Below are 24,167 nucleotides of genomic sequence, written 5' to 3' on the forward strand. Positions count from 1 at the left end.
CATGAGTCAACAATTTGACGTATTAGTAATTGGTGCAGGTCCGGGCGGTTATATTGCTGCAATTCGTGCTGCGCAATTGGGTTTTAAGGTGGCATGTGCCGAAAGCAATGCCTACGATGATCCCAAAGGTGAGCCACGTCTGGGCGGTACCTGTTTGAATGTGGGCTGTATTCCATCTAAAGCACTCTTGGCGAGTTCCGAAGAGTTTGAGAATGCTGCTCATCATCTGGCTGATCACGGTATTTCTGCCAAAGACGTGAGCATTGATGTCAAAAAGATGGTTGCGCGTAAAGACGAGATCGTGACCAAAATGACGGGTGGTATTCAGTTCTTGTTCCGCAAAAACAAAATCACCTTGCTCAAAGGCCATGCTTCGTTTGCAGGTAAAACTGCAGAAGGCTATCAGGTCAAGATCGATGGCAAAGATGCGGGTACGGTCACTGCCAAAAATGTCATTATTGCGACCGGTTCAAAAGCCAGACATTTACCTAACATCCCAGTCGATAATGAAATCATCTGTGATAACGAAGGCGCCTTGAAGTTTGGTGCCACACCGAAGAAGTTGGGTGTGATTGGTGCGGGCGTGATTGGTTTGGAGCTTGGCTCTGTATGGCGTCGTTTAGGTGCTGATGTCACAATCTTGGAAGCCTTACCTGGGTTCTTAGCTGCTACTGATGAAGCTGTTGCTAAAGAAGCGCACAAGCTCTTTACCAAGCAGGGTCTTAAGATCAATTTGGGCGTTAAGATTGGTGAAGTTAAAACCAGCAAGAAAGGTGTATCGATTGCCTATACCGACGCTGACGGTAAGGCTCAGACCTTGGATTGCGATCGCTTAATCGTTTCTGTGGGTCGTGTGCCTAATACCGACAAACTGAATCTGGATGCGATTGGCCTCAAAGTTGATGAGCGTGGTTTTATTCCCGTAGACAACCACACTTGCGCGACCAGTGCAGCAGGTGTTTATGCCATTGGTGACGTGGTTCGCGGCCCGATGTTGGCTCACAAAGCTGAAGATGAAGGCGTGATGGTTGCTGAAATCTTAGCCGGTCAAAAACCACATATTGATTACAACTGCATTCCATGGGTAATCTACACCTCTCCTGAGATTGCTTGGGTGGGTAAGACTGAACAACAGCTCAAAGCGGAAGGTCGTGCTTATAAGCCAGGTCAATTCCCGTTTGCAGCCAATGGTCGTGCCCTCGGTATGGGCGCTGCCGATGGTTTCGTCAAGGTCTTGGCTGATGCCAATACCGATGAAATCTTGGGTGTACACATCGTCGCTGCTGCGGCTTCAGATTTGATTGCTGAAGCAGCTGTCGCTATGGAATTCAAAGCGGCTGCTGAAGATATTGGCCGTGTTTGCCATCCACACCCCAGCTTGTCTGAGGTGATGCGTGAAGCGGCATTGGCTACGGATAAACGTGCTTTGAACATGTAAATCCATCTCGGTTGATAATAAGGGGCTGTTGAGTATTCAGCAGCCCCTTATTCATTAAAGATCATGAAAGTTACCCAGTTCTACGAACAAGAGTTAGCCAAGCGCGGATACAAGAGTGATCCTGCGCAGCAAACGGCTATTGATCGTTTGCAACGTTGCCAAGATGAATGGCTGGCTTACAAAGAGGTACGTAGTGGCAAGATTGCCAAGATGGTGCGCTTTCCTGATTTGCCAAGAGGTGTTTATCTATGGGGTGGTGTTGGGCGTGGTAAATCATTTTTAATGGATTGTTTTTACGCGGCCTCTCCCCTAGAAAAGAAAACCCGTTTGCACTTTCATGAGTTCATGAGAGAAGTGCACCGTGAACTACAAGACCTTAGAGGTAAGGCTGACCCACTCGATATTCTCGGTAAAAATATTGCCAAAAAATACCGTCTCATTTGTTTTGATGAGTTTCACGTAAGCGATGTCGCTGATGCCATGATTCTTTATAAGCTGCTCGATGCTCTATTTAAAAATCGTGTGCAATTTGTCATGACGTCTAACTATCGTCCCGATTTACTCTATCCCGACGGTTTGCATCGCGACCGTATTTTGCCGGCCATCGCTCTTTTGCAAGAGAAGCTAGATATTCTCAATGTCGATGCGGGTCTAGATTACCGGCAAAAAGCCATGGAGCAAGTCCAGGCCTATTACACCCCTTTAGGGGAGGCGACAGCACAGAAGATGGATAGTGTATTTACCAACGTGGCTGAAGCCCATGATGAAGAAGATCCAACTTTGCACATTGAGCAGCGTGAGATTCGCGCGGTCAGACGTGCCGGTGGGGTGGCTTGGTTTAGTTTTAAAACTCTCTGTGGTGGACCCCGCTCACAAAATGATTATTTAGAGATTGCTAATTTATTCCATACGGTCTTGCTCTCAGATGTGCCTTATATGCCACCCAAGATGGCCAGTGAGGCGCGACGGTTTACTTGGTTAATCGATGTCTTTTATGACCACAAGGTCAAGCTCATCATGTCTGCTGCGGTTGAACCTGAACAGCTTTATACCGAAGGCCCGATGGCCAATGAATTTCACCGCACGGTTTCGCGTATTGTAGAAATGCAGTCCAAAGAGTATCTAGAAGCACCGCGCCGGGTTGTGAATACACAACTCACTTAATTCATATAAGCCGATTAGAATAGGGCTATGAACACTCTCAATGCCGATTTGCATTGTCACTCTGTGGTCTCTGATGGCACTTTGACGCCTGAGGCTCTGGCTTTGCGCGCCCAAGAAAACGGCGTACAGATCTGGGCTTTGACCGATCACGATGAAGTGGGTGGTCAGTCCAGGGCGCGCACAGCTGCGCAAGATTTAGGTATGCGCTATATCTCCGGTGTGGAAATATCAGTGAGTTGGGCCAATCAAACTTTGCATATCGTGGGTTTAGGCATTGATGAAAATAATCCCCAGTTGATTCAAGGTTTATATGACACGCGCAATGGCCGTACCAATCGCGCCAAAGCGATCAGTGCTGAACTCGAAAAGATCGGGATTCAGAATGCTTATGCGGGTGCCTTACGCTTTGTAGGCAATCCCGAGCTCATTTCTCGAACCCACTTTGCTAGACATTTGGTGGAAAGTGGTGTGTGTGCCAGTACCGAGGAAGTTTTCCAAAATTACTTAGTTGCGGGCAAACCCGGTTTTGTCGATCACGTCTGGGCTAATCTGGCTGATGCCATCCAGTGGATTACCGGTGCTGGTGGTATCGCTATCATTGCTCACCCAGGGCGCTACCGCTACAGCGACTTACAAAAAGAAGAACTCTATGCGCAATTCAAAGACTTAGGGGGTAAAGGTATAGAAGTCGTGACTGGCAGTCATACGCCAGAAGAGTACGCAATATTTGCTAAAGTAGCACAGCGCTACGGATTTTTGGCTTCCCGTGGATCTGATTTTCACTCTCCGGATGAGAGTGATATTGATCTAGGGTGTTTGCCAAATCTCCCGGCACCATTACGACCGGTATGGTCGGAACTTCAATAAGAGAGCTATGTTTTCTGAACGCGTTTTATCAGGTATGCGCCCCACAGGGGCACTGCACTTAGGGCATTATCACGGAGTACTCAAGAACTGGGTCCAACTACAAACTGAATACCCTTGTTTCTTCTTCGTGGCTGATTGGCACGCGCTCACTACACATTACGAAACACCTGAGATCATTGAAGAGTCCGTCTGGGATATGGTGATTGACTGGTTGGCTGCTGGTATTGATCCTACGCAAGCCACGTTATTTATTCAGAGCAAGGTTCCTGAGCATTCAGAACTCTTTCTCTTGCTCGCCATGGGTACGCCCTTAGGTTGGTTAGAGCGAGTGCCAACCTACAAAGATCAGATTGAGCGCTTAAAAGAAAAAGATTTGCAAACCTATGGTTTCTTAGGCTACCCCTTATTGCAAGCGGCAGACATTTTGATCTACCGTGCGCAACATGTACCTGTGGGTGAAGACCAGGTGCCGCATGTAGAGATGACCCGTGAAGTCGCACGGCGCTTTAACCACCTGTATGGTCGTGAAATTGGCTTTGAAGAAAAAGCGCAAGAAGCCGTTAAAAAATTAGGCAGTAAACGCGCCAAACTCTACCTAGAGCTCAGAACGCAATACCAAGAGAAGGGTGATGATGAGGCGCTAGAGCAAGCCAGAGCCGTTTTAGCGGATGCGCAGAGTTTATCGATGGGCGATCGTGAGCGTTTATTTGGCTACTTAGAAGGTGCACGGAAAATCATCCTGCCTGAACCGCAAGCGCTTTTGACCCAAGAGTCACGTATGCCAGGTCTAGATGGTCAAAAAATGTCAAAGTCTTATGGCAACACCATTGCTCTAAGAGAAGATGCACAAAGCATTGAGAAAAAAGTCAGAACTATGCCGACTGATCCGGCTAGGATTCGTAAAACTGATCCAGGCGATCCAGCACGCTGCCCCGTGTGGCAATTACATCAGGTGTACTCTGATCAAGAGACCCGCGATTGGGCTGAGAAGGGGTGTAAGAGTGCGGGTATTGGTTGCATTGAGTGTAAGCAACCGGTGATTAATGGCATTCTTAAAGAACAACAGCCCATGATGGAACGTGCGCAGACTTATTTGGATGATCCTAGTCTTTTGCGTGCCATCATCGCCGATGGTTGCGATAAAGCACGCCGTGTCGCGCAAGAAACGATGCGCGATGTACGCGAAGCCATGGGTTTGGACTATAGCTAATCATCTTGAAGGCTATCCCGATTCAGGCGGCAAGCCACGGGCGTGATCTGCCACCCTCGTCTTGGATCGTAGCGCACGCCAAGCGTATCCCTTCCTCAGGCACAGTTTTAGACTATGCCTGTGGCAGTGGCCGTCACGCACTCTACTTAGCCCGTTTAGGTTACCAAGTCACGGCAGTCGATCAAGACGAGCAGATGTTAGCGCTTCTGATGGAGCAGGCCGCATCCCAGGGACTGATTATCAAAACCCAAGTCATGGATTTAGAAGGACCCAATTGGCCATGGGCTTCTGGTACTCAGTTTGATGGTGTAATCGTGACTAATTATCTATATCGACCCTATCTACCAAAAATCCCCAGTCTCTTAGCTATCGGGGGTGTTTTGCTTTATGAAACCTTTACACAGGCTCATGCCCAGTTTGGTAAGCCCAGTAACCCTGACTATCTTCTCAAAGACCAGGAGTTGATGCATTTAGCCCAAGATCAAGGGCTGGAAGTCTTGGCTTTTGAGGATCTACAAATTTCATCACCGAAGCCGGCCTGTGTGCAGAGGCTATGTGCGATTCAGATACAATTAAATGTATGACTAAATTAGCAAAAAACATTCAGGGCAGCCTAGTCGCCATCGTCACGCCGATGCACGCGGACGGTAGTTTAGATATGGCTGGATTGCGCCAACTGATTGATTGGCATATTCAAGAAGGTACCGACGGTATTGTCATTGTGGGTACTACTGGCGAGTCTCCGACAGTCTCTGTCGAAGAGCACTGTGAGTTGATTCGCGTCACTGTCGAACACACTAAGGGCCGTATTCCGATCATTGCGGGTACTGGAGGTAATTCAACGGCTGAAGCGATTGAGTTGACTGAGTACGCCAAAAAAGTAGGTGCTGATGCCAGCTTGCAGGTGGTTCCTTATTACAACAAGCCGACCCAAGAGGGTATGTATCAGCACTTTAAGACGATCGCGGAAAAGGTCGACTTACCGGTCATTCTTTATAACGTTCCCGGTCGTACAGTTGCAGATATGAGCAATGAGACCGTGATTCGTTTGGCCCAAGTTCCTGGTGTGATTGGTATTAAAGATGCTACCGGTAATCTTGAGCGCGGCACACAATTGATGGCTGGTTTGAAGGCCACTGGACAAAGTCAATTTGCGGTTTATTCGGGGGATGACCCGACTGCCTTATTGCTCATGTTCATGGGTGGACAAGGAAATATTTCTGTCACTGCTAACGTTGCACCGAAGCTCATGCATGAGTTGTGTGTCGCAGCGATGGCGGGTGATGTTGTCAAAGCACGTGAGATTCAATATCGCTTATTGCCCGTGCATAAAGCGATGTTTATGGAAGCCAATCCAATTCCTGTGAAATGGGCTTTGCATGCCATGGGTAAGATGGGCTCCGGGATTCGTTTACCACTAACGACGCTGACTGAACCTGTACAAGTACAAGTTCGTGCGGCTTTAAAAACTGCTGGATTGTTGTAATACCTTCTAAGAAAGAGCGACCTGTATGCGTCATGATGTAACTAAACTGTGTCTGATTGCTTGTGGCCTCGTGCTATCAGCGTGTACCTCGACTTTCTCAGGTGACACGATTGATTACAAATCTGCGGGTGAGAAAAAAGGACCTAATTTGGCCTTTCCTCCTGACATGACTGTCACGGGTGGTGATAAGCGTTATGTAGTCCCTGATTCAGGGGCTACGCTGTCTGGTTACAGTGCTGCGGTCAAGAATCGCCCAACAGCAACGCAGCAAGTATTGCCGCAGACACCCGATATGCGCATTGAGCGTGATGGTAATCGTCGTTGGCTCGTCGTGAAGCGTCCTGCCAAAGAGGTTTATCCGAATGTGCGTGAGTTTTGGCAAGAGACCGGTTTTATCCTGATGGTCGACTCTCCTGAGACCGGCATTATGGAAACTGACTGGGCAGAAAACCGTGCCAAGATTCCACAAGATATTATTCGTCGTACGCTCGGTAAAGTTCTCGACTCTCTCTACTCTACTGGTGAGCGTGACAAATTCCGTACTCGTATTGAGACCAATGCTCAAGGTGAGACAGAAATCTATGTGACGCATCGTGGGGCGATTGAAGAGTTAACGGGTAACGATAAGACGCAAACCATTTGGACCACGCGTCCTAATGATCCCGAGTTAGAGGCGGAGTTCATTGCTCGCATGATGCAACGTTTGGGTTATTCTGAGCAGGCAGCCCGAGCAGCTGTAGGTAAGCCAACTGCTAAGACAGCACAAGTATCACGCTTGAAAAAAGACGGCATGCCACGTCTTGAGTTCCAAGAAAACTTTGACCGTGCTTGGCGCCAAGTCGGTGTTGGTTTAGATCGTTCAAACTTCACTGTAGAAGATCGTGACCGCAGTAAAGGCATTTACTTTGTGCGTTTTATCAATCCGAAAGATCTTTCTAATCAGACAGGTTTCTTTGACAAGCTCTTTAGTCGCAAGAGTGAAGATGACTTCAAGAAAGCCAAGCGTTACCGCGTGATCGTGAAAGAGCAGGGCGCCATCGTGAACGTGACGGTGCTTGATGAAAAAGGCAATCCTGAAAAAGGGGAGACGGCCATTCAGTTACTGACCATTTTGGATCAGCAGACAGGTCGCTAAGACTGTCGACTTGTAGAAGTCACCAACAAAAAAGCCACCCTAGGGTGGCTTTTTATCAACTCAAGAAGGATTACTTCTTTGCTGGTTCTGCAGCAGGAGCAGCAGGAGCAGCAGCTGGAGCACCAGCAGCAGGTTGTTGTGCAGGAGCAGCGTCAGCAGCTGGAGCAGCTGGCTTAGCTTCTTCTTTCTTACCACAAGCTGCCAAAGAAACTGCTAACAAAGATGCGATCAAGAGTGATTTTTTCATTTTTCTATCCTTAAATATTTAGATTAGCTAATCATCGGCTTGCGCCGTAAATCGCACACGCGATTCATCTATGATTATAAGCAGTTTTCAACAAAAAACTAGTGGAAAACCCTAGGTCTTGTTCAAAATCAAAGCCCCGGCTAAATAGTGCTCGTACCATGGGTTATTTTCATCCTCTAAGACAGCTTGAGCTTCTGCCATTTGCGCACCCGTTAAGTGCTGTAAATGGCTCAGGGCCAGCCATGTGGACCAGTCGGGTGCATGGTTATCTGAAACACTTTCACCATTGAGGTAAATGAACTCGCCGTCATGCAAAAGACGTGAAGCCCAAGCGAGTCGCAAGCCGTGTTTCAGGACTGCCTTATGAAAGGCCGATAGGGATAAGACCGGTTGGGGTGGTTCAAAGACCACATGAGGTTTGGGTTCGCTCAGCATGGCTGCCAAGCTGCAAGAAATATCACTGTTTGACCAACGTAATTGATCGAGGCGCTTCGCAATCGCTTTGACCATCGCTTGAGGGATGCGCCCACTGCCAGCGACTGCTTTTTGCAGAGGATCTGTGTATAAGCTCGCGAGGGCAGGATCCTCAGCCAAGACATCGGCTGTACGCCATAAGATTTCACTTATGAGTTCGGCATAACTCGGTGAACGAAAGCCAATCGACCATGTTTGGCAGCCGGGATCTAAAGCGATGCCATCATGAGCGATGTGTGGCGGTAAGTACAACATATCGCCTGGTTCTAAGATCCAGTCTGAACTCGCTTTGAAATCTTTTAGAATTTTGAGTGGTAAGCCAGCGCAGAAATCGAGATTCTTTTGTGCAGAAATTTTCCAGCGACGTCGACCTGACATTTGTAATAGGAAGACATCGTAAGAGTCGACGTGTGGACCGACGCCACCCCCAGGGCCCGCAACGCTGATCATCAAATCATCTAAGCGCGCATCGGGAATAAAACGGAACCAAGATAAAACGGTTTGCGCTGCCTCGTGATGCAAATTCATGCCTTGAACCAGCAGCGTCCATTCTTTTTCATGGAGCGCCGGAATCTGTTTCAGAGGCCCTTTTTCTAAAGACCAAGGATGGGCTTTCACCAGGCGCGATTCCACTTGATCGGATTGTGCGAGCGTGCATAACTGGGCAAAATCAATCGGACTAGTCAGGGCCTGACCTGATTTTTTGGCTAAGGCAAAAGCCGGAATAGCGCCGCGTATTAAAAGGGGTTTTTTCTGCCAATAATCCCGCATGAATACTTCGGGGCTCATCCCTCCTAAGAGTGCCCAAGCTTGGCCTAGGGGCATGGGTTGTGGCATCGCAGGCGGGGTATAGGGGTAAGAGGACAGAGTCGGTTTCATGGCATGCATTTTGCCTGATTTAAACCGATTTTCGCGAGAAAACACGCTTTTACAATCTCTCTCAGTACGATTTAGCATCAGAGGCAAGTCATTTAGGTAAAATAGCATTAATGAAAGTAGAAAAAAATACGATCGTCTCGATTCGATATCGTCTGACGGACGCACAAGGGAACCTCATCGAAGAATCCACGGACCCCATGGTCTATCTCCATGGTGGCTATGACGGTACCTTTCCCAAGATTGAAGCAGCGGTTGATGGGCAAAATATTGGTTATGAGACCACTATTTCGCTTGAGCCTACCGATGCTTTCGGTGAGTACGACCCTGAACTATTAAAGATCGAACCGCGTTCACGTTTTCCCGAGCCGCTAGAAGTCGGTATGCAGTTTGAAGGACTCCTCGAAGACCCTGAAGAAGAGGAAGATGAGGATACGCAATTGATTTACACCGTCACAGATCTGGCTGAAGATAAAGTGGTTTTAGACGGTAATCATCCCTTGGCAGGAATCTCTTTACGCTTTTGGTTGCAAATTGAAGATGTGCGCCAAGCCACTGATGAGGAACTCGTCGATGGGCATCCCAAAAATGCCTTTGGCCTGAGAGTCTTAGAAGGTGAAGAGGGTGGTGATGCAGATGATGATGGGGATGTTTATCCCAGTACATCCGAGCGTCGTCCGACCTTACATTAATTTTTTCAATTGATACAAAAGATCCAAAGCCTCGCGTGGCGAGAGCTGATCGGGATCGATTTGTCCTAAGGTGCTGAGTAATTCTTGATAGGGCGGTGTGACCACTTCGGCATCTTGTGCCATGCTCAGCAAATCCGCTTGTTGCTGATCACCTTTTTGTTCTTCAAGACGTTGTAAATGTTTGCGTGCATCTTTGATCACTTCTTGAGGTACACCAGCGAGTTGCGCCACCCCAATGCCGTAGCTTTGGCTAGCGTGACCACTTTGCACGCTATGCATAAACACAATGCGATGATTCTTTTCCAGTGCTGATAAATGCACATTAGCGCAACTGCTATGTTTAGTGGGTAAGCTTGCGAGCTCGAGGTAATGCGTTGCAAAAAGTGTCCACGAGCGATTGCGCGCTGCCAAATGTTCTGCAATGGCCCAGGCCAGAGCCAAACCATCAAAGGTCGATGTGCCGCGGCCAATTTCATCCATGAGAACTAAAGATTCTTTAGTAGCACGATGCAAGATAGCCGCTGCTTCAGTCATCTCCACCATAAAGGTAGAGCGACCACTAGCGAGATCATCAGCAGCACCAATTCGGGTGAAGATACGATCTATCGGGCCAATCACAGCACTGCGCGCTGGCACAAAGGAGCCCACATAAGCCAATAAAGTAATGAGGGCAATCTGGCGCATATAAGTTGATTTACCGCCCATATTCGGACCGGTAATCACCAGCATGCGGCGACTGTTATCGAGGCGGATATCGTTGGCAGTAAATGCTTCCGATTGCTTGGCTAACTGCGCCTCCACCACCGGATGACGCCCCCCTTGAATATCTAACACTGCCTCATCACTCATCTGTGGCGCTTGCCAATCGAGTACATGAGCACGCTCTGCAAAACAAGCCAGGAGGTCAATGTCTGCCAAAGTATTTGCCAAGCTTTGGCAAGCTGCCACGTGCGCTTGCAAGAGCACAATTAATTCATCAAAGAGTTGTTTCTCTAAAGCAAAGCTTCGTTCTTTGGCCGACAGGGCTTTATCTTCGAAAGCTTTTAATTCTGGGGTGATGTAACGCTCGGCATTCTTGAGTGTTTGGCGACGACGATAGTCTTCTGGGACCTTATCTGTTTGACCGTGGGTCACCTCAATAAAAAATCCATGCACCTTATTGAACTCGACGCGCAAGTTGGCAATACCGGTGCGCGCACGTTCGCGCGCTTCTAAATCGAGTAAGAACTGACCACAGTCATCTGAGAGGCTGCGTAATTCATCTAACTCAGGGTGATAGCCTTTGGCGATCACACCCCCTTCGCGCAGCACCACAGACGGCTCAGGAGCGATTGCTCTTTGCAAGAGTTCAAGAACGGGCGGTGGAGTCTGTAAAACAGCTTGCCAGCTTTGCAGTAACTCTGTCGCATGAAAACGCTCTAGTTCACGCGCAATTGCTGGTAGGACAGCCAAGCTATCGCGCAAGCTACTTAAATCACGCGGCCTAGCACTGCCTAATGCAATACGCCCGCTGATGCGTTCGATATCTGCGATTTGGCGCAATTGTGAACGTAAAGTTTCTAAGGCAAATAAATCATTTTTGAACGTGTGTACGGTGGCGTGGCGCAAAGCGACTGCAGCCCGATCACGCAATGGGTGGTGCAGTACGTGGCGTAGACGCCGGCTACCCATTGCACTAGCGCAGGTGTCGAGTAAAGATAAGAGAGTGGGCTCGGTTTCACCGCGCAGCGTTTCTGTAATTTCTAAATTGCGTCGTGTGCTGGCATCTAAACCAATGTACTGTTGGTCATCAGAGACACTGCAACGTTGCAGATGCGGGAGTTGCCCATGCCAACCTAGGCCTTGAGTATTCGCAGCATAAGCCAAGACACCGGCTACAGCTGCTAATGAAGGGCTATAGCGGTCTAGATCATCAATCCCAAAACCTTGTAAAGAGGCCACATCAAAAGCTTCTTGTAAACGGCGCTGTCCTTCGTCTGGTGTCCATACCCAATCCGGAATTTGTTGGCCCCCTAAAGTGAGATGAGCCATTGCAGAGTCACGCAGAATATCGCGCAGCATCTCTGCTGAGCCGAGTGGACAGATCACTTCTACTGCTTGGATACGAGCTAATTGACTGGCTAGTTCTGAACGAGCAGCTTGAGTGACTTGTAGCTGACCACTGGTCACTGTGAGCCAGGCTAAGCCCCAGAGCTCTGCCTGAGCGCTGGCAGGGACCAAGGCGAGGACCGGTGCATCGCTGCGTTCATTGAGTAGGGCTGCATCAATCAAAGTACCAGGGGTCACCACCCGCACGACTTTACGCTCTACAGGGCCTTTACTTGTTTCTGGATCGCCTATTTGCTCAGCAATCGCGACTGATTCACCATGACGAATTAATTTGGCTAAATATTGTTCAGCCGCATGGTAGGGAACACCAGCCATTTTGATCGGTGCACCGGCTGACTGGCCGCGCTGTGTGAGGGTGATATCGAGAATGCGAGCAGCGCGTTCAGCATCTTCGAAGAACAACTCATAAAAATCCCCCATACGAAAAAATACCAAAGCATGGGGATGTTCTGCTTTGATGCGTAAAAACTGCTGCATCGCTGGCGTATGTTTAGCCAGCTCAGTCGAGGACAAGCCTGCAGCACTCATAAGAGAAAATTAATTGCCCAAATCTTCAGGGCGCACACCATAAGCCGTAAAGGAATGTTGTGACTCATCCGTTTGAATAATCCGTGCGGGGATGCCGACCGCTGTGGCACCGGCGGGAACCGCTTTAAGGACTACAGCGTTTGAACCAATGCGTGCACCCGCACCCACTGTAAAGCCACCGAGGACTTTAGCGCCGGCACTCACCACTACCCCCGCCTCGAGAGTCGGGTGGCGCTTGGTACCTTTATACAAAGAGGTGCCGCCCAAGGTCACGCCTTGATAGATTGTGCAATCGTCACCAATCACGGTAGTCTCACCAATCACCACACCTAAGCCATGATCAATGAACACCCGTTTGCCGATGATCACAGCAGGATGGATTTCAATACCGGTGATAAAGCGCGCCGTATGGGACACAATGCGCCCCAAGAGCTTGAGACCTATATTCCATAAAAAATGCGCAACGCGGTGTAACCAAATGGCGTGTAAACCCGGATAGCAAAGGATGACCTCAAGACGGGTACGCGCAGCCGGGTCGCGTTCAATAATGGAATCTACGTGTTCGAATAAAGACATCAGCGAATTTTACCGTGCAATAGCATTTGTTTGGCGATACCGCGTAAAAGATCGATTTCTTCTTGGCGCAAACCGGCACGCGCGAAGAGCGCTTGCAAACGTGGCATCAGTTTCTTTGGATGATCAGGGTCGAGATAGCCGATCGCGACCAAACCGGCTTCCCAATGCTCGAGCATCTTAGCGACTGCGACAGCGCTTGCCATCTCAGGCATCTCAGGACTGGTCTTAGAAAGTAATTGCTGCATCATGGCTTGACGCAAGCTATAGGCCACCACCATCATGGCTTGCGCCAGATTCAGTGATGGGTAAAGGGGATTGGCATCAATCCATACGCGATGCGTACAGACCTCTAGATCCTCATTGTCTAGGCCGGTACGCTCCGTACCAAACATCATGGCCACACTCTGTTTGGCAATCAGTGCCTTGGCTGCTAAATCACAAGCCTCGGGTAAAGAGATCGCTGGTGGCCCGAATTCTCGATCTCTAGCGGTCAGGCCAAATACCCACTGGGCATCGCCTACGGCGCTGAGTGTCTCAGTATGGGTTTGACTGTTTTCCAAAATATCCAAAGCCCCGCTGGCTAAGGCGATGGCCTCGGCTTTGTTCTGCATCCGCGGGTAAGCAGGGTTCACCAAATGCAGGTCGGCAAAGCCCATAGTTTTGAGGGCGCGTGCGGCCGAACCGACGTTTCCCGGGTGGCTGGTACGCATCATCACCCAGCGTAAGGGCCAGTTTTCTTGTAAAACGCCCAATTGCTCCTTATTTCGGGCTAAAATCGCGTTTTGCCGTTCAGCTTGTGAGCTGGACATTGTTCTTCTCCAATTCGTTGTGTTTTGAGATTACTTATGCACCCCATGTTAAACGTGGCCGTGAAGGCCGCTCGTCGCGCTGGCACTATTATCAACCGAGCCTCATTGAGCAATGATGGTTATCAGGTCACACGTAAACAACACAACGATTTTGTCACGGAAGTCGACCAAGCGGCTGAAGCTGCGATTATCGATACTCTCAAAACCGCCTATCCTGAGCATGGTTTTCTAGCTGAAGAGACTGGCGAGCAAGCAGCGTCCAACCCAGGACAAACTCAATACACTTGGATCATTGATCCACTGGATGGCACTACCAACTTCATTCATGGCTTTCCACAGTACGCCATCTCGATTGCTTTACAAGTCGATGGTGTGATCACCCAAGCGGTGGTCTATGACCCGAATCGTGATGAACTCTTTACTGCTACCAAAGGCGGTGGTGCTTACCTGAACAATAAACGTCTGAGAGTGGCAGGTCGCACCAAGATGGCGGATTGCTTAATTGCCACAGGCTTTCCATACCGCGCTGACCAAGATGTCGATACCTATATCAAGATGTTTAAAGATATGACCACTCAATGTGCTGGTTTGCGCCGTCCAGGCGCCGCATCATTGGACTTGGCTTACGTGGCAGCAGGTCGTGTCGATGGTTTCTTTGAGCAAGGCTTATCCCCTTGGGATATGGCAGCTGGGGTACTCTTAATCACCGAAGCCGGTGGTTTGGTCGGCAATTATGCGGGTGAAGAGGGTTACCTCAAGAGCGGTGAAATCATGGCCGCTAACCCGAAGATTTTTGGCCAAATGGTCCAAATCCTGCAGAAATACAGCCAATCTAATTAAGCCTGCACCAAGTCTAGGCTGCGTACACCCTCGGCTGTGATGGCTAAAGCATTGCCCTTCGGTAGCACCGTCTCAGGATGGTCAAAGTCCCAATCGGAGAGCACCCAGCGCTCCCAGTGTTGACCACCCAGACTTTCTTGATGATAGCCAGGACGATGCGTATGACCGTGGATGAGTTTCTTGGCACCGGTCATCGCCATTAAGCCCGCAGTAGCGACTAAAGTGACATCTCCTTTGACCTGAATCACTTCGGGTGTGAAACGTGCGGCACGCTGATATTGAGCAGTACTATTGCTGCGTAAAGTGCTGGCAATTTTGATGCGCATGCCGCGGGGCAAGCTTAAAAATAACTTTTGTACCCAGCTGTGGCGTACGACCCGACGAAAACGCTGGTAAGAATGATCTTCGGTACACAGAGCATCGCCGTGACTGAGAACCCATGACTCATTGGCAATCGTCATGACTTGCGGGTCACGCAGTAGAGTCATCTTGGCTTTTTTGGCAAAGGTCTCGCCTAGCAGGAAGTCACGGTTACCGTGCATAAAGAAAACAGGTATGCCGGCATCGGCCACCGCAGCAATCTTCTGTGCCACTTGGTGGTGGAAGGGGGAGTGTGCTTTAGCATCATCGCCCACCCAGTACTCGAATAAATCGCCGAGGATGATGAGGGCGCCATATTGGCGCGCCTCATTTTCTGTGAAATCAAAAAAACGTTGCGCGGTCCGCGGCATTGACGCCGTCAGGTGTAAATCGGAGATCAGGACCGCGTTGGCAAAAGACATATTTATTCTTCGATGATTTCAGCAGATTGAATCACCACATCTTCTTTAGGTACGTCTTGATGAAAGCCTGAGCTGCCTGTTTTTACTTGGCGGATCGCATCGACCACATCCATACCCTCAATCACTTCACCAAAAACGGCGTAGCCCCAACCAGAAGGTGTGGGAGCTGAGAAATTCAAAAAGGCGTTATCCACCACATTGATAAAGAACTGGGCAGTCGCTGAGTGCGGATCATTGGTACGCGCCATCGCAATCGAGCCGCGCTTGTTCGGCAAGCCGTTATCTGCTTCATTATCAATCGGTGCACGTGTGGCTTTTTGTTTCATGCCCGGTTCCATGCCGCCGCCTTGGATCATGAAGTTAGCAATCACGCGGTGGAAAATCGTACCGTTGTAATGACCTGAGCGTACATACTCCAAGAAATTCTCCACGCTCTTCGGGGCGAGCTCATCATTGAGGCTCAATGTAATTTTGCCGTGATTGGTCGTGAGTTGAACTTTAGACATGACTTTCCTTTATGAACAAATAATCAAAACAATAAAAAAAATGAAATTATTTCAGAATATCTTCAGCAAGCTTCATCTTGCGGCGACTATCGACTTGACGCTTATCAAGCTGCACCGCACGGCCATAGGCGCGGGCGGCTAGACGTGTATAGACGTCGCCGAGATTCTCCAGCGCTGTTGGGAATGACGGTTGTACTTTCAGAGCCAGCTCGAGATACTCTTTCGCTTCTTCTAGTTGTCCCTTGTGCGCATAGATAGCTGCTAAATTGTTATAGGGTTCAGGCAATTCAGGAAACTGTTGCGTCAGTTCTATAAGCGTTTTCTGGGCAGCATCAATTTGCCCTTCTTCCAACTGAATGCGAGAAGACAAGAAACGCAATTGCACATTGCGAGGATTGGCTGTTAATTCTTTGGCAATCAAGCTTTGTGCCAAATCTAATTTTTTATCAGCAATCGCTTTGTAAATATCAGCCGGAATCGCATTGCGATTCTTCGGTTCTGGAATACGTTGCAAGACAATAAAAGGGGTGGCCAGAGACGGTTGCATCTGTGCTGATTGCACGGCATTCGGATTATTCTCAAATGGCGAAGGATCTGCTTTGGCCGCAATCGCTGAGCGATCGAGTGGATTGACAGGATTACCCCCCAATAATTGCGCATGGCCAGCGCTAGGCAGCCATAGGCTCATGGCGCAGGCAAGCGGCAGATAGATAGATCGCAGGGGGCTAGAAAACGGGGTTTGGCTTACGGTCATTGTTGGGGAAATTAGCTATACTCAGCGCTCAGTCTAACAAAACCGCCAAGCATAAGCCATGGCGCATGAAAAAATAATTCAAGACCCGCATGCTACAAATTTTTAATACCCTCACGCGCCGTAAAGAAGTCTTCAAGCCGATCGAGCCTGGTCAGGTCAAAATGTACGTGTGTGGCATGACGGTCTATGACTATTGCCATATTGGGCATGCCCGTGTCATGGTCGTGTTTGACATGGTGCAGCGTTGGTTAAAAGCCAGCGGCTTAAAAGTGACCTATGTACGCAATATCACCGATATCGATGACAAGATCATCAAGCGTGCGCTTGAAAATCAAGAAAGCATTGCCCAGCTGACGCAGCGTTTTATTGATGCCATGCATCAGGATGCGGATGCTTTAGGCATTGAAAGACCGGATCATGAGCCACGTGCCACGGACTATGTGAAATCGATGCAGGGCATCATCAGCACGCTCATACAAAAAGGCTATGCCTATCAAGCTGAAGATGGTGATGTGAACTATGCCGTGCGTCAATTCAAGGGCTATGGCAAGCTCTCTGGGAAGTCCTTGGATGACCTCAGAGCGGGTGAGCGAGTTGCGATTGCTAGCCACAAACAAGATCCATTGGACTTTGTTTTATGGAAGAGCGCCAAGCCCACCGAGCCGGCGGATAGCCAATGGGCTTCACCGTGGGGCATGGGTCGCCCGGGTTGGCATATTGAATGCTCGGCCATGAGTTGTGACCTTTTGGGGCAGCATTTTGATATTCATGGCGGTGGGGCAGACTTACAGTTCCCTCACCATGAGAACGAAATTGCTCAAAGTGAAGGCGCGTTCTCGGACGAGACCGGTAAGCCTTTTGTGAACACCTGGATGCACAATGGCTTTGTGCGAGTCAATGAAGAAAAAATGTCCAAGTCTTTGGGCAACTTCTTCACCATTCGTGATGTGCTCAAAAGCTATGATCCTGAAGTGGTACGTTTCTTTATCCTCAAAGCGCATTACCGTAGCCCGCTGAACTATAGTGACGCTCATCTCGATGAGGCTAAACAAGGTTTGACGCGTTTATATAACGCACTCGCTTCTGTAGCAGAGATCCCCACGTATGCCAAACCCAGTGAGTGGCGAAAGCGTTTTGCCGAAGTCATGAATGATGACTTCAATACCCCAGAAGCAATTGCCATTTTGTTTGAGCTTGCCAATGAAATCAATAAAGCAGAAGGTGAGCAAAAAGTGGACTTAGCCAGAGAGCTTAAAGGCCTTGCCAAACTCTTAGGTCTACTGGAGAGAAGCCCCCAAGCTTTCTTGCAGGGTGGAATCGGACAAGCCGGTCTGAGTGAAGAGAGTATTCAAGAGGCCATTGAGGCACGTGCGCAGGCTAAAAAAGACAAAGACTTTGCCAAAGCGGATCAGATTCGCCAAGATCTTTTAGCCCAAGGCGTTGTTTTAGAAGATAAGCCAGGCGGTATCACTGTCTGGCGTCGTGCCTAAGATGCCTGCAGTAAAGACTTCAGCAGTCCTGGCTGCGCCGGATTATTGGCAAACGGCTTGTACGCAGCTTATGAAGCAAGACCGTATCTTGCGTAAGCTCATTCCGAAGTACCCGCAAGCAGAATTTCTCACGACCCGCGGTGATCCTTTTCAGACACTTGCCAGAGCCATTGTGGGGCAGCAGATTTCTGTTAAAGCTGCGCAATCAGTATGGGACCGTCTTTTAGAGACCAATCGTGCTCAGCATAAACACTTCAATGCCAAAAACATTCTCCAACTAGAGCCGAGCCTCCTGCGCGCTGCAGGTTTATCCACGCGCAAAGTTGAATACATGCGCGACTTGGCCAACCATTTTGAAAACGGTGGTTTAGGTCATGCTCAATGGGATCAGCTCGATGATGAAACCGTCATCAAAGAGTTAGTCGCGATTCGGGGAATTGGTCGCTGGACCGCCGAAATGTTCCTGATCTTCTATCTCATGCGCCCCAATGTCTTGCCTTTGGACGATATTGGTCTAATTAGAGGCATTTCCTTGGCTTATTTCAGTGGTGAGCCTGTGACTCGTTCTGAGGCCAAAGAGGTCGCAGCCAATTGGGAGCCTTGGAAAACTGTAGCCACTTGGTATATGTGGCGCAGTATCGATCCCATCCCAGTTGAGTACTAAAGCCGTTTTTTTGGGGAAATACCCCCTGCCATATTAGAATAGACCCCATGAAAATCACTTTTCTAGAATTCGAGCAACCGATTGCCGAGTTAGAGCAAAAAATCGAAGAGCTCCGCTTTGTGCAAGATGAGTCAGCCGTTGATATTTCTGAAGAAATTGAAAAGCTCTCAGAAAAAAGCCAGCAACTCACCAAAGACCTCTATGCCCGCTTAACGCCTTGGCAGGTCGCGCAAATTGCCCGTCATCCACAGCGTCCCTACACCATGGACTATGTGAACCACATCTTTACCGATTTCCATGAACTGCATGGTGATCGTAATTTTGCCGATGATCAATCCATCGTCGGTGGTTTGGCCCGTTTTAATGGCATGCCTTGTATGGTGATTGGCCATCAAAAAGGGCGCGATACTAAGGAGCGCGCATTGCGTAACTTTGGTATGAGCCGCCCTGAGGGTTATCGTAAAGCCAAGCGTCTGATGCGTCTTGCGGAAAAATTCAATATCCCGGTTTTCACTTTTGTCGACACCCCGGGCGCCTTTCCTGGTATTGATGCGGAAGAGCGCAATCAATCCGAAGCGATCGGCCATAACCTCTATGTGCAAGCAGAGCTCAGAGTGCCCATCATCGCCACCATCATCGGTGAAGGCGGTTCAGGTGGAGCCTTAGCGATTGCGATGGGGGATGTGGTGCAGATGTTGCAATATGCCACCTACTCAGTCATTTCTCCAGAAGGTTGTGCTTCTATTTTGTGGAAGACCGCAGAAAAAGCACCTGAAGCAGCTGAGCAATTAGCGCTGACAGCGCAGCGTCTCAAAGCTTTGGGACTCATCGACAAAATCGTCAATGAGCCACTCGGTGGTGCTCATCGTGATCATGCCAATATGGCTGCCATGCTCAAACGTGCCTTGGCTGACTCATTAAGACAGTTCCAAAGCATGGGTGTGGATGAACTCCTCGCGCGTCGCCATGAGCGCCTCATGAGCTATGGCAAATTCAAAGACACCACCCAAGACAAGTAAGGCCCAAGCCAAGCCCAAGATTGCAGTAGCCTATAGCGGCGGAATGGATTCCGCCGTTTTGCTTCATGCTGCTGTCAAGCACTATGGGGCTAAGAACATCTATGCCTTGCATATTCATCATGGTATTCAAAAAGAAGCCGATGCATGGCTAGCGCATTGCCAAGCCAGAGCCCAAGAACTCGCTTGCCACTTTGACTATCGCCACGTCACGCTCACCCACAAAGGCAATATTGAGGCCCAAGCACGGCAATTAAGATACCAAGCACTCCAAGAAATGTGTGAGATCCATCAGATTGGACATGTTCTCTTAGCGCATCATCAAGATGATCAAGCCGAGACGGTTCTGATTCAGTTGCTCAGAGGAGGAGGGCTCTCAGGTTTACAAGCTATGCCGGCCATCAAAGCTAAAGGGACATTACAGTTTTATAGACCTTTTTTAGAGACCCCGCGCTCTGAGCTGAAAGCGTATGCTAAGTTGCATCACATCATTTGGGTCGAAGACCCTAGTAACCAAGATGATGCCTACACCAGAAATGCCATTCGTCAGCACGTCATGCCCGCCCTAGAAAAAATCCAGGCGCAGGCCAAACAGAATCTTGCTCAAAGTGCCCGATATCTGAGTCAGGCGCATACATTGCTCACGCAACTGGCGCAAATGGATTTAAAGCCATTGATTCAAGGCCCAGTGCTGAATATGCAGGGTCTAAAAAAGCTCCACCAGGTAGAGCCCCTCAGAGCCAATAATGCCCTCAGGTATTACCTACAGCAACAAGGCATTCATGCGCCGAGTGAAGAGCGCCTACAAGCCTGGTGGCAAGATCTAGACAAGCAAAAAAGAAGTGCGCAAATCATTTGGCAACACGATGCCTATACCTTGAGGGTGTGGAAGCAAGAACTTCATATTGAAAAGCCTATTCAAGAAGGTGAGTGGACATTCAGAAAAGCCAAAAAAGGAGAGTGGGGTATTGCCCAGGCTGTCTTTGAGCAAGCCAAACATAGGGGGCTGATTAACACCATGCCACGCAGTGGGGGTGAGAAATTCAAAACACATCCAGATCGGCCTCGCAAAACACTCAAGAATCTATTCCAAGAAGCCAACATTCCGCCTTGGCAGCGCCAGGCTCCTCTTTTATATCTTGGTGAGGATCTCATTGCTGTGGCCGGGCTTGGCATTCATGCCGATTGGAGCACCAACTCAGGCCCCCGCATAGTGCCGCTCTGGCAGTAGTAAGCAGTAATTACTACACACAAATTCCCATCATTTCCTACACAAAACCCCCCTTGTGTTGTCCATACATTTTTTAGAAAAATAGTGACCCAATCTTTTTTCTTAAAGATTGTATTTTTGGAACAAAAGGGGAAACCCAGAAGGAGTAGAAATGAATCAGTACGACATCCACAACGATAGAGACTATAGAACGGCGCTTATGCATATGCGTCGCATGGTCACTGGATCAGGCATTAACAATTGCAAGGGCTTCTTGCAATTGTTAATTGACGATGTCGAGCATTATGAAAGTCGTGTTTTGGGCATTGAGGTTTCAGACAAGGTCTTAAGTCTGTGCATACGCTTAAAGCGCCTCGGTTTAACGGATGAGCAAATACAAAGCCTCTGTGAGGAAAAAAGCACTGATGAGGAGGCTCTAAACGTGTAAAATCATAGTTTTGCTGGAAAACGCACCCTCGTGGTGCGATTTTTACGATTACTAGATACACATTCAAACATGGCTTTAATTGTTCATAAATACGGCGGTACCTCGATGGGCTCGATTGAGCGCATCAGAAACGTCGCCAAACGCGTTAGCAAGTGGATGAAGGCTGGACATCAGGTGGTGGTTGTGCCATCAGCGATGTCTGGGGAAACCAACCGCCTTTTAGTCTTGGCTAAAGAGATCTCTGCTAATCCTGATCCACGTGAGTTAGATCAGATTGCTTCTACAGGTGAGCAGGTCAGCTCAGGCTTATTAGCTTTAGCATTACAAGCGGAAGGCACACCTGCAGTCAGTTATGCAGGTTGGCAGGTCGTCATTAAAACCGACTCTTCCTACACCAAGGCCCGTATTCAGGGGATTGATGGTGATAAGGTCAAAGCTGATCTTAATGCCGGTAAGTGCGTTGTCATTACAGGTTTCCAAGGTGTGGATGAGAAGGGTAATATCACTACCCTAGGTCGTGGTGGTTCAGATACTTCTGCAGTTGCGGTTGCGGCTGCTTTAGATGCAGATGAGTGCTTGATTTACACCGACGTTGATGGTGTGTACACCACTGACCCACGCGTATGTGAAGATGCGCGTCGCTTGGATAAGATCACCTTTGAAGAAATGCTGGAGATGGCCAGCTTAGGCTCTAAGGTTTTACAGATTCGTTCAGTTGAGTTTGCTGGCAAGTACCGTGTCAAAACACGTGTACTCTCATCGCTCACTGACCCACTCATGCCGCTCGAACAAGAAATGAATTCGGGTACTTTGATTACTTTTGAGGAAGATAACAATATGGAAGCCGCTGTCATTTCGGGTATTGCTTTCGCCCGCGACGAAGCAAAGATCACTGTTTTAGGGGTACCTGATAAGCCAGGTATTGCATATCAAATCTTGGGCCCGATCGCGGATGCCAATATTGATGTGGACATGATCATTCAGAACCAGTCTGTAGATGGTAAGACTGATTTCACATTCACCGTACCTAGAGCAGATTACCAAAAAGCTTTAGATCTATTGAAGAGCAAGGTACAGGCACACATTCAGGCGAAAGAAATACTGGGCGACCCCAAAGTTTCTAAAGTTTCTGTAGTGGGTGTTGGTATGCGTTCTCATGTTGGCATTGCGAGCAAAATGTTCCGCACTTTGTCAGAAGAGGGCATCAATATTCAAATGATCTCAACGAGTGAGATCAAGATTTCTGTTCTGATTGATGAGAAATATATGGAGCTCGCAGTCAGAGCCCTCCATAAAGCTTTCGAGTTAGAGCAAAAGTAATTTACAATTCACGTGTTCACAGTAACACGTGAAATGGAGACGTGGCCGAGTGGTCGAAGGCACTCCCCTGCTAAGGGAGCATACGCCAAAAGCGTATCGGAAGTTCGAATCTTCTCGTCTCCGCCAGATTAGTTGTTTAAATTAGGAGCTCTGCTCCTTTTTTATTTTCTACCTTTGAAGCTTTTTGATCTAACAACCCCACAAAAAACTCGGACTAAATTTTTCCTACACAGCCTGTCAAACACTTCATACAACTGACTGCTGGGCCAATCATTATCAGCATCCCAGAACCCCAATAAAATCAAGACTCACTGGCACTTTTGACATATCTCATTAGCACTTTTGTCACTTCAAAAAAGCATGTATCTCAGCTAAAAAATTGAGGTAAGATTTCCTCACCAACACACCATTTCAGGGTATCGAATGAGCTGTGTTGAGCCAGCCAAAGCAGTGTTCTGAAAGCTCACACACCTTAAAAGTTCACACGCGACTAGCCAGCAGATTGAGTCGACACCTATCTATGTCGATGAGTACTGTCGCTAGTTCTTGCGCTTGTATTTCTCTTCATAGAGTTGACTCTTTGTTTTGCAGGGGCGATCTCGCCCAATCATTTCTTAACTATGGAGGATTGCTATGATCAGAAATAGGCAGGTCAATCAAAGAAACGTCTTTGCCTGGGTTGTGAAAAATCACATGGACCCTAGTTACGCTGTACCCAAAGATTTACCCAAAAGAAAAATTCATAAAGAAGACTACGAGTGGGATCCTGAAGACTACTTGGATGTAGATCTTTTTGACCGTCTGCCATCGCGCTCACAAGACTTTGTCATGCATCAGATTCATTGTCCGGACTCGAACCATAAAAAAATCTGGCAGTCCTAGGGAGCTATCCACGGTTTTTGATTGCCAGGGTGGTGTCTGGCCCCAACACCACCCTGAGCATCAAGCTCTGAGCTCCATTCTTCAATGGTTCAACCCAATTTTATGGATCGGCGTATGATGAGAAACAAGACACTTCTGGTGTTGGCTTCAGTGCTAGTTTGTTTAACGAATCGTTGTGGTTTACCTAGTGAAAAAACTTTACCTCAGCGCACTCATATGTCTGACTCATGCCTCCATAGGCTATGCGGATAATGCGAGTATTTTGTGCCCAAGAGCGATTGAGGCCGCTGAGAGTCGTTACCTAGACACACTACAAAAGAAGCTTATAGAAAGCTCGGAAAAAGATCGTCACGGCATTGCACAGATGGAATTCATGAAGTATCAAGAGCAACTTGAACAATTGACCGCAAAGCAACTCAAACAAATTCATGCGCAGGGCGGGGATGTGAACAAAGTCAGGTCTAGCCTGAAAACCCTCGACAAACTGAATAGCCTGCACTATGAGTTCTTTGCGTGTACTCTTTTACAAGACCCTCGCCAGCAGAAGAAAGAATTATTGAAAATCGGATTTAACTATTGCGAAAAACTCATCAATGGCGCTAAGCCCATGAGATGTCTAACGCCATAAGTCAATCTTAGTCAAG

General features: G+C 48.5%; 24 protein-coding genes, 1 tRNA gene and 1 pseudogene. 18 read left to right on the top strand and 8 right to left on the bottom strand.

Translation table 11 applies throughout. From position 1 onward, the window contains the following. Position 1: 1 nt before the first annotated feature. From lpdA to bamC, 7 genes are all read left to right on the top strand, one after another. The gene (gene lpdA / locus ICE94_RS07245) at positions 2–1,438 is read left to right on the top strand and encodes a dihydrolipoyl dehydrogenase (RefSeq protein WP_216150342.1); all 1,437 of its coding nucleotides are present in this window, start codon (positions 2–4) and stop codon (positions 1,436–1,438) included. 63 nt (positions 1,439–1,501) lie between these two features. Next, entirely contained in the window at positions 1,502–2,602 is a 1,101-nt protein-coding gene (gene zapE / locus ICE94_RS07250) for a cell division protein ZapE (protein ID WP_216150344.1), read from the top strand. Positions 2,603–2,629: 27 nt separating this feature from the next. Then, entirely contained in the window at positions 2,630–3,469 is an 840-nt protein-coding gene (locus ICE94_RS07255; protein WP_216150346.1) for a 3',5'-nucleoside bisphosphate phosphatase, read from the top strand. A 7-nt stretch (positions 3,470–3,476) separates the two neighbouring features. Further along, positions 3,477–4,679, top strand: coding sequence for a tryptophan--tRNA ligase (locus ICE94_RS07260; RefSeq protein ID WP_216150348.1), 1,203 nt, complete (start codon positions 3,477–3,479; stop codon positions 4,677–4,679). Positions 4,680–4,684: 5 nt separating this feature from the next. Then, positions 4,685–5,263 (top strand): bifunctional 2-polyprenyl-6-hydroxyphenol methylase/3-demethylubiquinol 3-O-methyltransferase UbiG, encoded by a 579-nt coding sequence (locus tag ICE94_RS07265; protein WP_255539107.1) that lies wholly within the window; start codon positions 4,685–4,687, stop codon positions 5,261–5,263. Then, positions 5,260–6,165, top strand: coding sequence for a 4-hydroxy-tetrahydrodipicolinate synthase (dapA, locus tag ICE94_RS07270; protein WP_216150350.1), 906 nt, complete (start codon positions 5,260–5,262; stop codon positions 6,163–6,165). The genes ICE94_RS07265 and dapA overlap by 4 nt, the downstream gene beginning before the upstream one ends. 25 nt (positions 6,166–6,190) lie before the next feature. Continuing rightward, positions 6,191–7,300, top strand: coding sequence for an outer membrane protein assembly factor BamC (bamC, locus tag ICE94_RS07275; protein WP_216150357.1), 1,110 nt, complete (start codon positions 6,191–6,193; stop codon positions 7,298–7,300). 70 nt (positions 7,301–7,370) lie between these two features. Here the strand turns inward: bamC and ICE94_RS07280 are convergent, their stop codons facing one another. Then, positions 7,371–7,547 (bottom strand): hypothetical protein, encoded by a 177-nt coding sequence (locus tag ICE94_RS07280; RefSeq protein WP_216150359.1) that lies wholly within the window; start codon positions 7,545–7,547, stop codon positions 7,371–7,373. 111 nt (positions 7,548–7,658) lie between these two features. Further along, positions 7,659–8,900: a cupin domain-containing protein gene (locus ICE94_RS07285; protein ID WP_216150361.1), complete on the bottom strand. Its 1,242-nt coding sequence runs from the start codon at positions 8,898–8,900 to the stop codon at positions 7,659–7,661. 110 nt (positions 8,901–9,010) lie between these two features. On the opposite strand from ICE94_RS07285, the gene ICE94_RS07290 reads away from it, so the two are divergent. Beyond that, positions 9,011–9,589, top strand: coding sequence for a peptidylprolyl isomerase (locus tag ICE94_RS07290; RefSeq protein ID WP_216150363.1), 579 nt, complete (start codon positions 9,011–9,013; stop codon positions 9,587–9,589). Here the strand turns inward: ICE94_RS07290 and mutS are convergent. The 3 genes and pseudogenes from mutS to ICE94_RS07305 all read right to left on the bottom strand — a co-directional run bounded on the left by mutS (position 9,581) and on the right by ICE94_RS07305 (position 13,611). Continuing rightward, positions 9,581–12,226 carry a DNA mismatch repair protein MutS gene (gene mutS / locus ICE94_RS07295; protein ID WP_216150365.1) on the bottom strand — a complete coding sequence of 882 codons (2,646 nt, stop codon included), beginning with the start codon at positions 12,224–12,226 and terminating at the stop codon, positions 9,581–9,583. The two genes, ICE94_RS07290 and mutS, sit on opposite strands and share 9 nt — an antisense overlap. 27 nt (positions 12,227–12,253) lie before the next feature. After that, positions 12,254–12,802 (bottom strand): annotated as a pseudogene (gene cysE / locus ICE94_RS07300) (serine O-acetyltransferase); the annotation flags it as partial. Continuing rightward, positions 12,802–13,611 (bottom strand): RNA methyltransferase, encoded by an 810-nt coding sequence (locus ICE94_RS07305; protein ID WP_216150376.1) that lies wholly within the window; start codon positions 13,609–13,611, stop codon positions 12,802–12,804. The pseudogene cysE and the gene ICE94_RS07305, both read right to left, overlap by 1 nt. A 36-nt stretch (positions 13,612–13,647) precedes the next feature. Here ICE94_RS07305 and ICE94_RS07310 point away from each other — a divergent pair, with 36 nt between their 5' ends. Next, entirely contained in the window at positions 13,648–14,451 is an 804-nt protein-coding gene (locus ICE94_RS07310) for an inositol monophosphatase family protein (protein ID WP_216150378.1), read from the top strand. Here ICE94_RS07310 and ICE94_RS07315 read toward each other — a convergent pair. From ICE94_RS07315 to ICE94_RS07325, 3 genes are read right to left on the bottom strand one after another with little or no spacing between them, the layout of a single operon-like run. Next, positions 14,448–15,233, bottom strand: coding sequence for a UDP-2,3-diacylglucosamine diphosphatase (locus ICE94_RS07315; protein WP_216859835.1), 786 nt, complete (start codon positions 15,231–15,233; stop codon positions 14,448–14,450). The genes ICE94_RS07310 and ICE94_RS07315 overlap by 4 nt on opposite strands. Positions 15,234–15,235: 2 nt before the next feature. Beyond that, positions 15,236–15,739 carry a peptidylprolyl isomerase gene (locus tag ICE94_RS07320; protein ID WP_216150379.1) on the bottom strand — a complete coding sequence of 168 codons (504 nt, stop codon included), beginning with the start codon at positions 15,737–15,739 and terminating at the stop codon, positions 15,236–15,238. 46 nt (positions 15,740–15,785) lie between these two features. Beyond that, positions 15,786–16,427: a tetratricopeptide repeat protein gene (locus tag ICE94_RS07325; RefSeq protein WP_255539108.1), complete on the bottom strand. Its 642-nt coding sequence runs from the start codon at positions 16,425–16,427 to the stop codon at positions 15,786–15,788. 155 nt (positions 16,428–16,582) lie between these two features. Here ICE94_RS07325 and cysS point away from each other — a divergent pair, with 155 nt between their 5' ends. The 9 genes from cysS (at position 16,583) to ICE94_RS07370 (ending at position 24,151) form a co-directional block, all read left to right on the top strand. Continuing rightward, positions 16,583–17,983: a cysteine--tRNA ligase gene (gene cysS / locus ICE94_RS07330; RefSeq protein ID WP_216150386.1), complete on the top strand. Its 1,401-nt coding sequence runs from the start codon at positions 16,583–16,585 to the stop codon at positions 17,981–17,983. A gap of 1 nt (position 17,984) precedes the next feature. After that, positions 17,985–18,647, top strand: coding sequence for a DNA-3-methyladenine glycosylase (locus tag ICE94_RS07335; protein ID WP_216150388.1), 663 nt, complete (start codon positions 17,985–17,987; stop codon positions 18,645–18,647). Between the two features lie 47 nt (positions 18,648–18,694). Then, a complete protein-coding gene (locus ICE94_RS07340; RefSeq protein ID WP_216150390.1) occupies positions 18,695–19,666 on the top strand; it encodes an acetyl-CoA carboxylase carboxyltransferase subunit alpha in 972 nt (323 codons plus the stop codon). Next, positions 19,632–20,894: a tRNA lysidine(34) synthetase TilS gene (tilS, locus tag ICE94_RS07345; protein ID WP_216150392.1), complete on the top strand. Its 1,263-nt coding sequence runs from the start codon at positions 19,632–19,634 to the stop codon at positions 20,892–20,894. Before ICE94_RS07340 ends, tilS begins: the two co-directional genes overlap by 35 nt. A gap of 151 nt (positions 20,895–21,045) precedes the next feature. Further along, positions 21,046–21,321 carry a hypothetical protein gene (locus ICE94_RS07350; protein ID WP_216150400.1) on the top strand — a complete coding sequence of 92 codons (276 nt, stop codon included), beginning with the start codon at positions 21,046–21,048 and terminating at the stop codon, positions 21,319–21,321. Between the two features lie 69 nt (positions 21,322–21,390). Further along, positions 21,391–22,641 (top strand): aspartate kinase, encoded by a 1,251-nt coding sequence (locus ICE94_RS07355; protein WP_216150402.1) that lies wholly within the window; start codon positions 21,391–21,393, stop codon positions 22,639–22,641. A gap of 35 nt (positions 22,642–22,676) precedes the next feature. Next, positions 22,677–22,767, top strand: a tRNA-Ser gene (locus ICE94_RS07360). 507 nt (positions 22,768–23,274) lie between these two features. Next, on the top strand, positions 23,275–23,523 hold the full coding sequence (locus tag ICE94_RS07365) for a hypothetical protein (protein ID WP_216150404.1): 249 nt from the start codon (positions 23,275–23,277) through the stop codon (positions 23,521–23,523). A 187-nt stretch (positions 23,524–23,710) separates the two neighbouring features. Then, a complete protein-coding gene (locus ICE94_RS07370; protein ID WP_216150405.1) occupies positions 23,711–24,151 on the top strand; it encodes a hypothetical protein in 441 nt (146 codons plus the stop codon). Positions 24,152–24,167: the final 16 nt, after the last annotated feature.

This window comes from Polynucleobacter sp. MWH-Loch1C5 (genome assembly GCF_018881775.1).
In the GTDB taxonomy this organism is placed as follows: domain Bacteria; phylum Pseudomonadota; class Gammaproteobacteria; order Burkholderiales; family Burkholderiaceae; genus Polynucleobacter.

What these genes read in the sequence shown, in the direction of transcription:
- lpdA (WP_216150342.1), top strand. Translation starts at nt 2, where the DNA reads ATGAGTCAACAATTTGACGTATTAGTAATTGGTGCAGGTCCGGGCGGT.
- zapE (WP_216150344.1), top strand. Translation starts at nt 1,502, where the DNA reads ATGAAAGTTACCCAGTTCTACGAACAAGAGTTAGCCAAGCGCGGATAC.
- ICE94_RS07255 (WP_216150346.1), top strand. Translation starts at nt 2,630, where the DNA reads ATGAACACTCTCAATGCCGATTTGCATTGTCACTCTGTGGTCTCTGAT.
- ICE94_RS07260 (WP_216150348.1), top strand. Translation starts at nt 3,477, where the DNA reads ATGTTTTCTGAACGCGTTTTATCAGGTATGCGCCCCACAGGGGCACTG.
- dapA (WP_216150350.1), top strand. Translation starts at nt 5,260, where the DNA reads ATGACTAAATTAGCAAAAAACATTCAGGGCAGCCTAGTCGCCATCGTC.
- bamC (WP_216150357.1), top strand. Translation starts at nt 6,191, where the DNA reads ATGCGTCATGATGTAACTAAACTGTGTCTGATTGCTTGTGGCCTCGTG.
- ICE94_RS07280 (WP_216150359.1), bottom strand. Translation starts at nt 7,547, where the DNA reads ATGAAAAAATCACTCTTGATCGCATCTTTGTTAGCAGTTTCTTTGGCA.
- ICE94_RS07285 (WP_216150361.1), bottom strand. Translation starts at nt 8,900, where the DNA reads ATGAAACCGACTCTGTCCTCTTACCCCTATACCCCGCCTGCGATGCCA.
- ICE94_RS07290 (WP_216150363.1), top strand. Translation starts at nt 9,011, where the DNA reads ATGAAAGTAGAAAAAAATACGATCGTCTCGATTCGATATCGTCTGACG.
- mutS (WP_216150365.1), bottom strand. Translation starts at nt 12,226, where the DNA reads ATGAGTGCTGCAGGCTTGTCCTCGACTGAGCTGGCTAAACATACGCCA.
- ICE94_RS07305 (WP_216150376.1), bottom strand. Translation starts at nt 13,611, where the DNA reads ATGTCCAGCTCACAAGCTGAACGGCAAAACGCGATTTTAGCCCGAAAT.
- ICE94_RS07310 (WP_216150378.1), top strand. Translation starts at nt 13,648, where the DNA reads ATGCACCCCATGTTAAACGTGGCCGTGAAGGCCGCTCGTCGCGCTGGC.
- ICE94_RS07315 (WP_216859835.1), bottom strand. Translation starts at nt 15,233, where the DNA reads ATGTCTTTTGCCAACGCGGTCCTGATCTCCGATTTACACCTGACGGCG.
- ICE94_RS07320 (WP_216150379.1), bottom strand. Translation starts at nt 15,739, where the DNA reads ATGTCTAAAGTTCAACTCACGACCAATCACGGCAAAATTACATTGAGC.
- ICE94_RS07325 (WP_255539108.1), bottom strand. Translation starts at nt 16,427, where the DNA reads ATGAGCCTATGGCTGCCTAGCGCTGGCCATGCGCAATTATTGGGGGGT.
- cysS (WP_216150386.1), top strand. Translation starts at nt 16,583, where the DNA reads ATGCTACAAATTTTTAATACCCTCACGCGCCGTAAAGAAGTCTTCAAG.
- ICE94_RS07335 (WP_216150388.1), top strand. Translation starts at nt 17,985, where the DNA reads ATGCCTGCAGTAAAGACTTCAGCAGTCCTGGCTGCGCCGGATTATTGG.
- ICE94_RS07340 (WP_216150390.1), top strand. Translation starts at nt 18,695, where the DNA reads ATGAAAATCACTTTTCTAGAATTCGAGCAACCGATTGCCGAGTTAGAG.
- tilS (WP_216150392.1), top strand. Translation starts at nt 19,632, where the DNA reads ATGGCAAATTCAAAGACACCACCCAAGACAAGTAAGGCCCAAGCCAAG.
- ICE94_RS07350 (WP_216150400.1), top strand. Translation starts at nt 21,046, where the DNA reads ATGAATCAGTACGACATCCACAACGATAGAGACTATAGAACGGCGCTT.
- ICE94_RS07355 (WP_216150402.1), top strand. Translation starts at nt 21,391, where the DNA reads ATGGCTTTAATTGTTCATAAATACGGCGGTACCTCGATGGGCTCGATT.
- ICE94_RS07365 (WP_216150404.1), top strand. Translation starts at nt 23,275, where the DNA reads ATGATCAGAAATAGGCAGGTCAATCAAAGAAACGTCTTTGCCTGGGTT.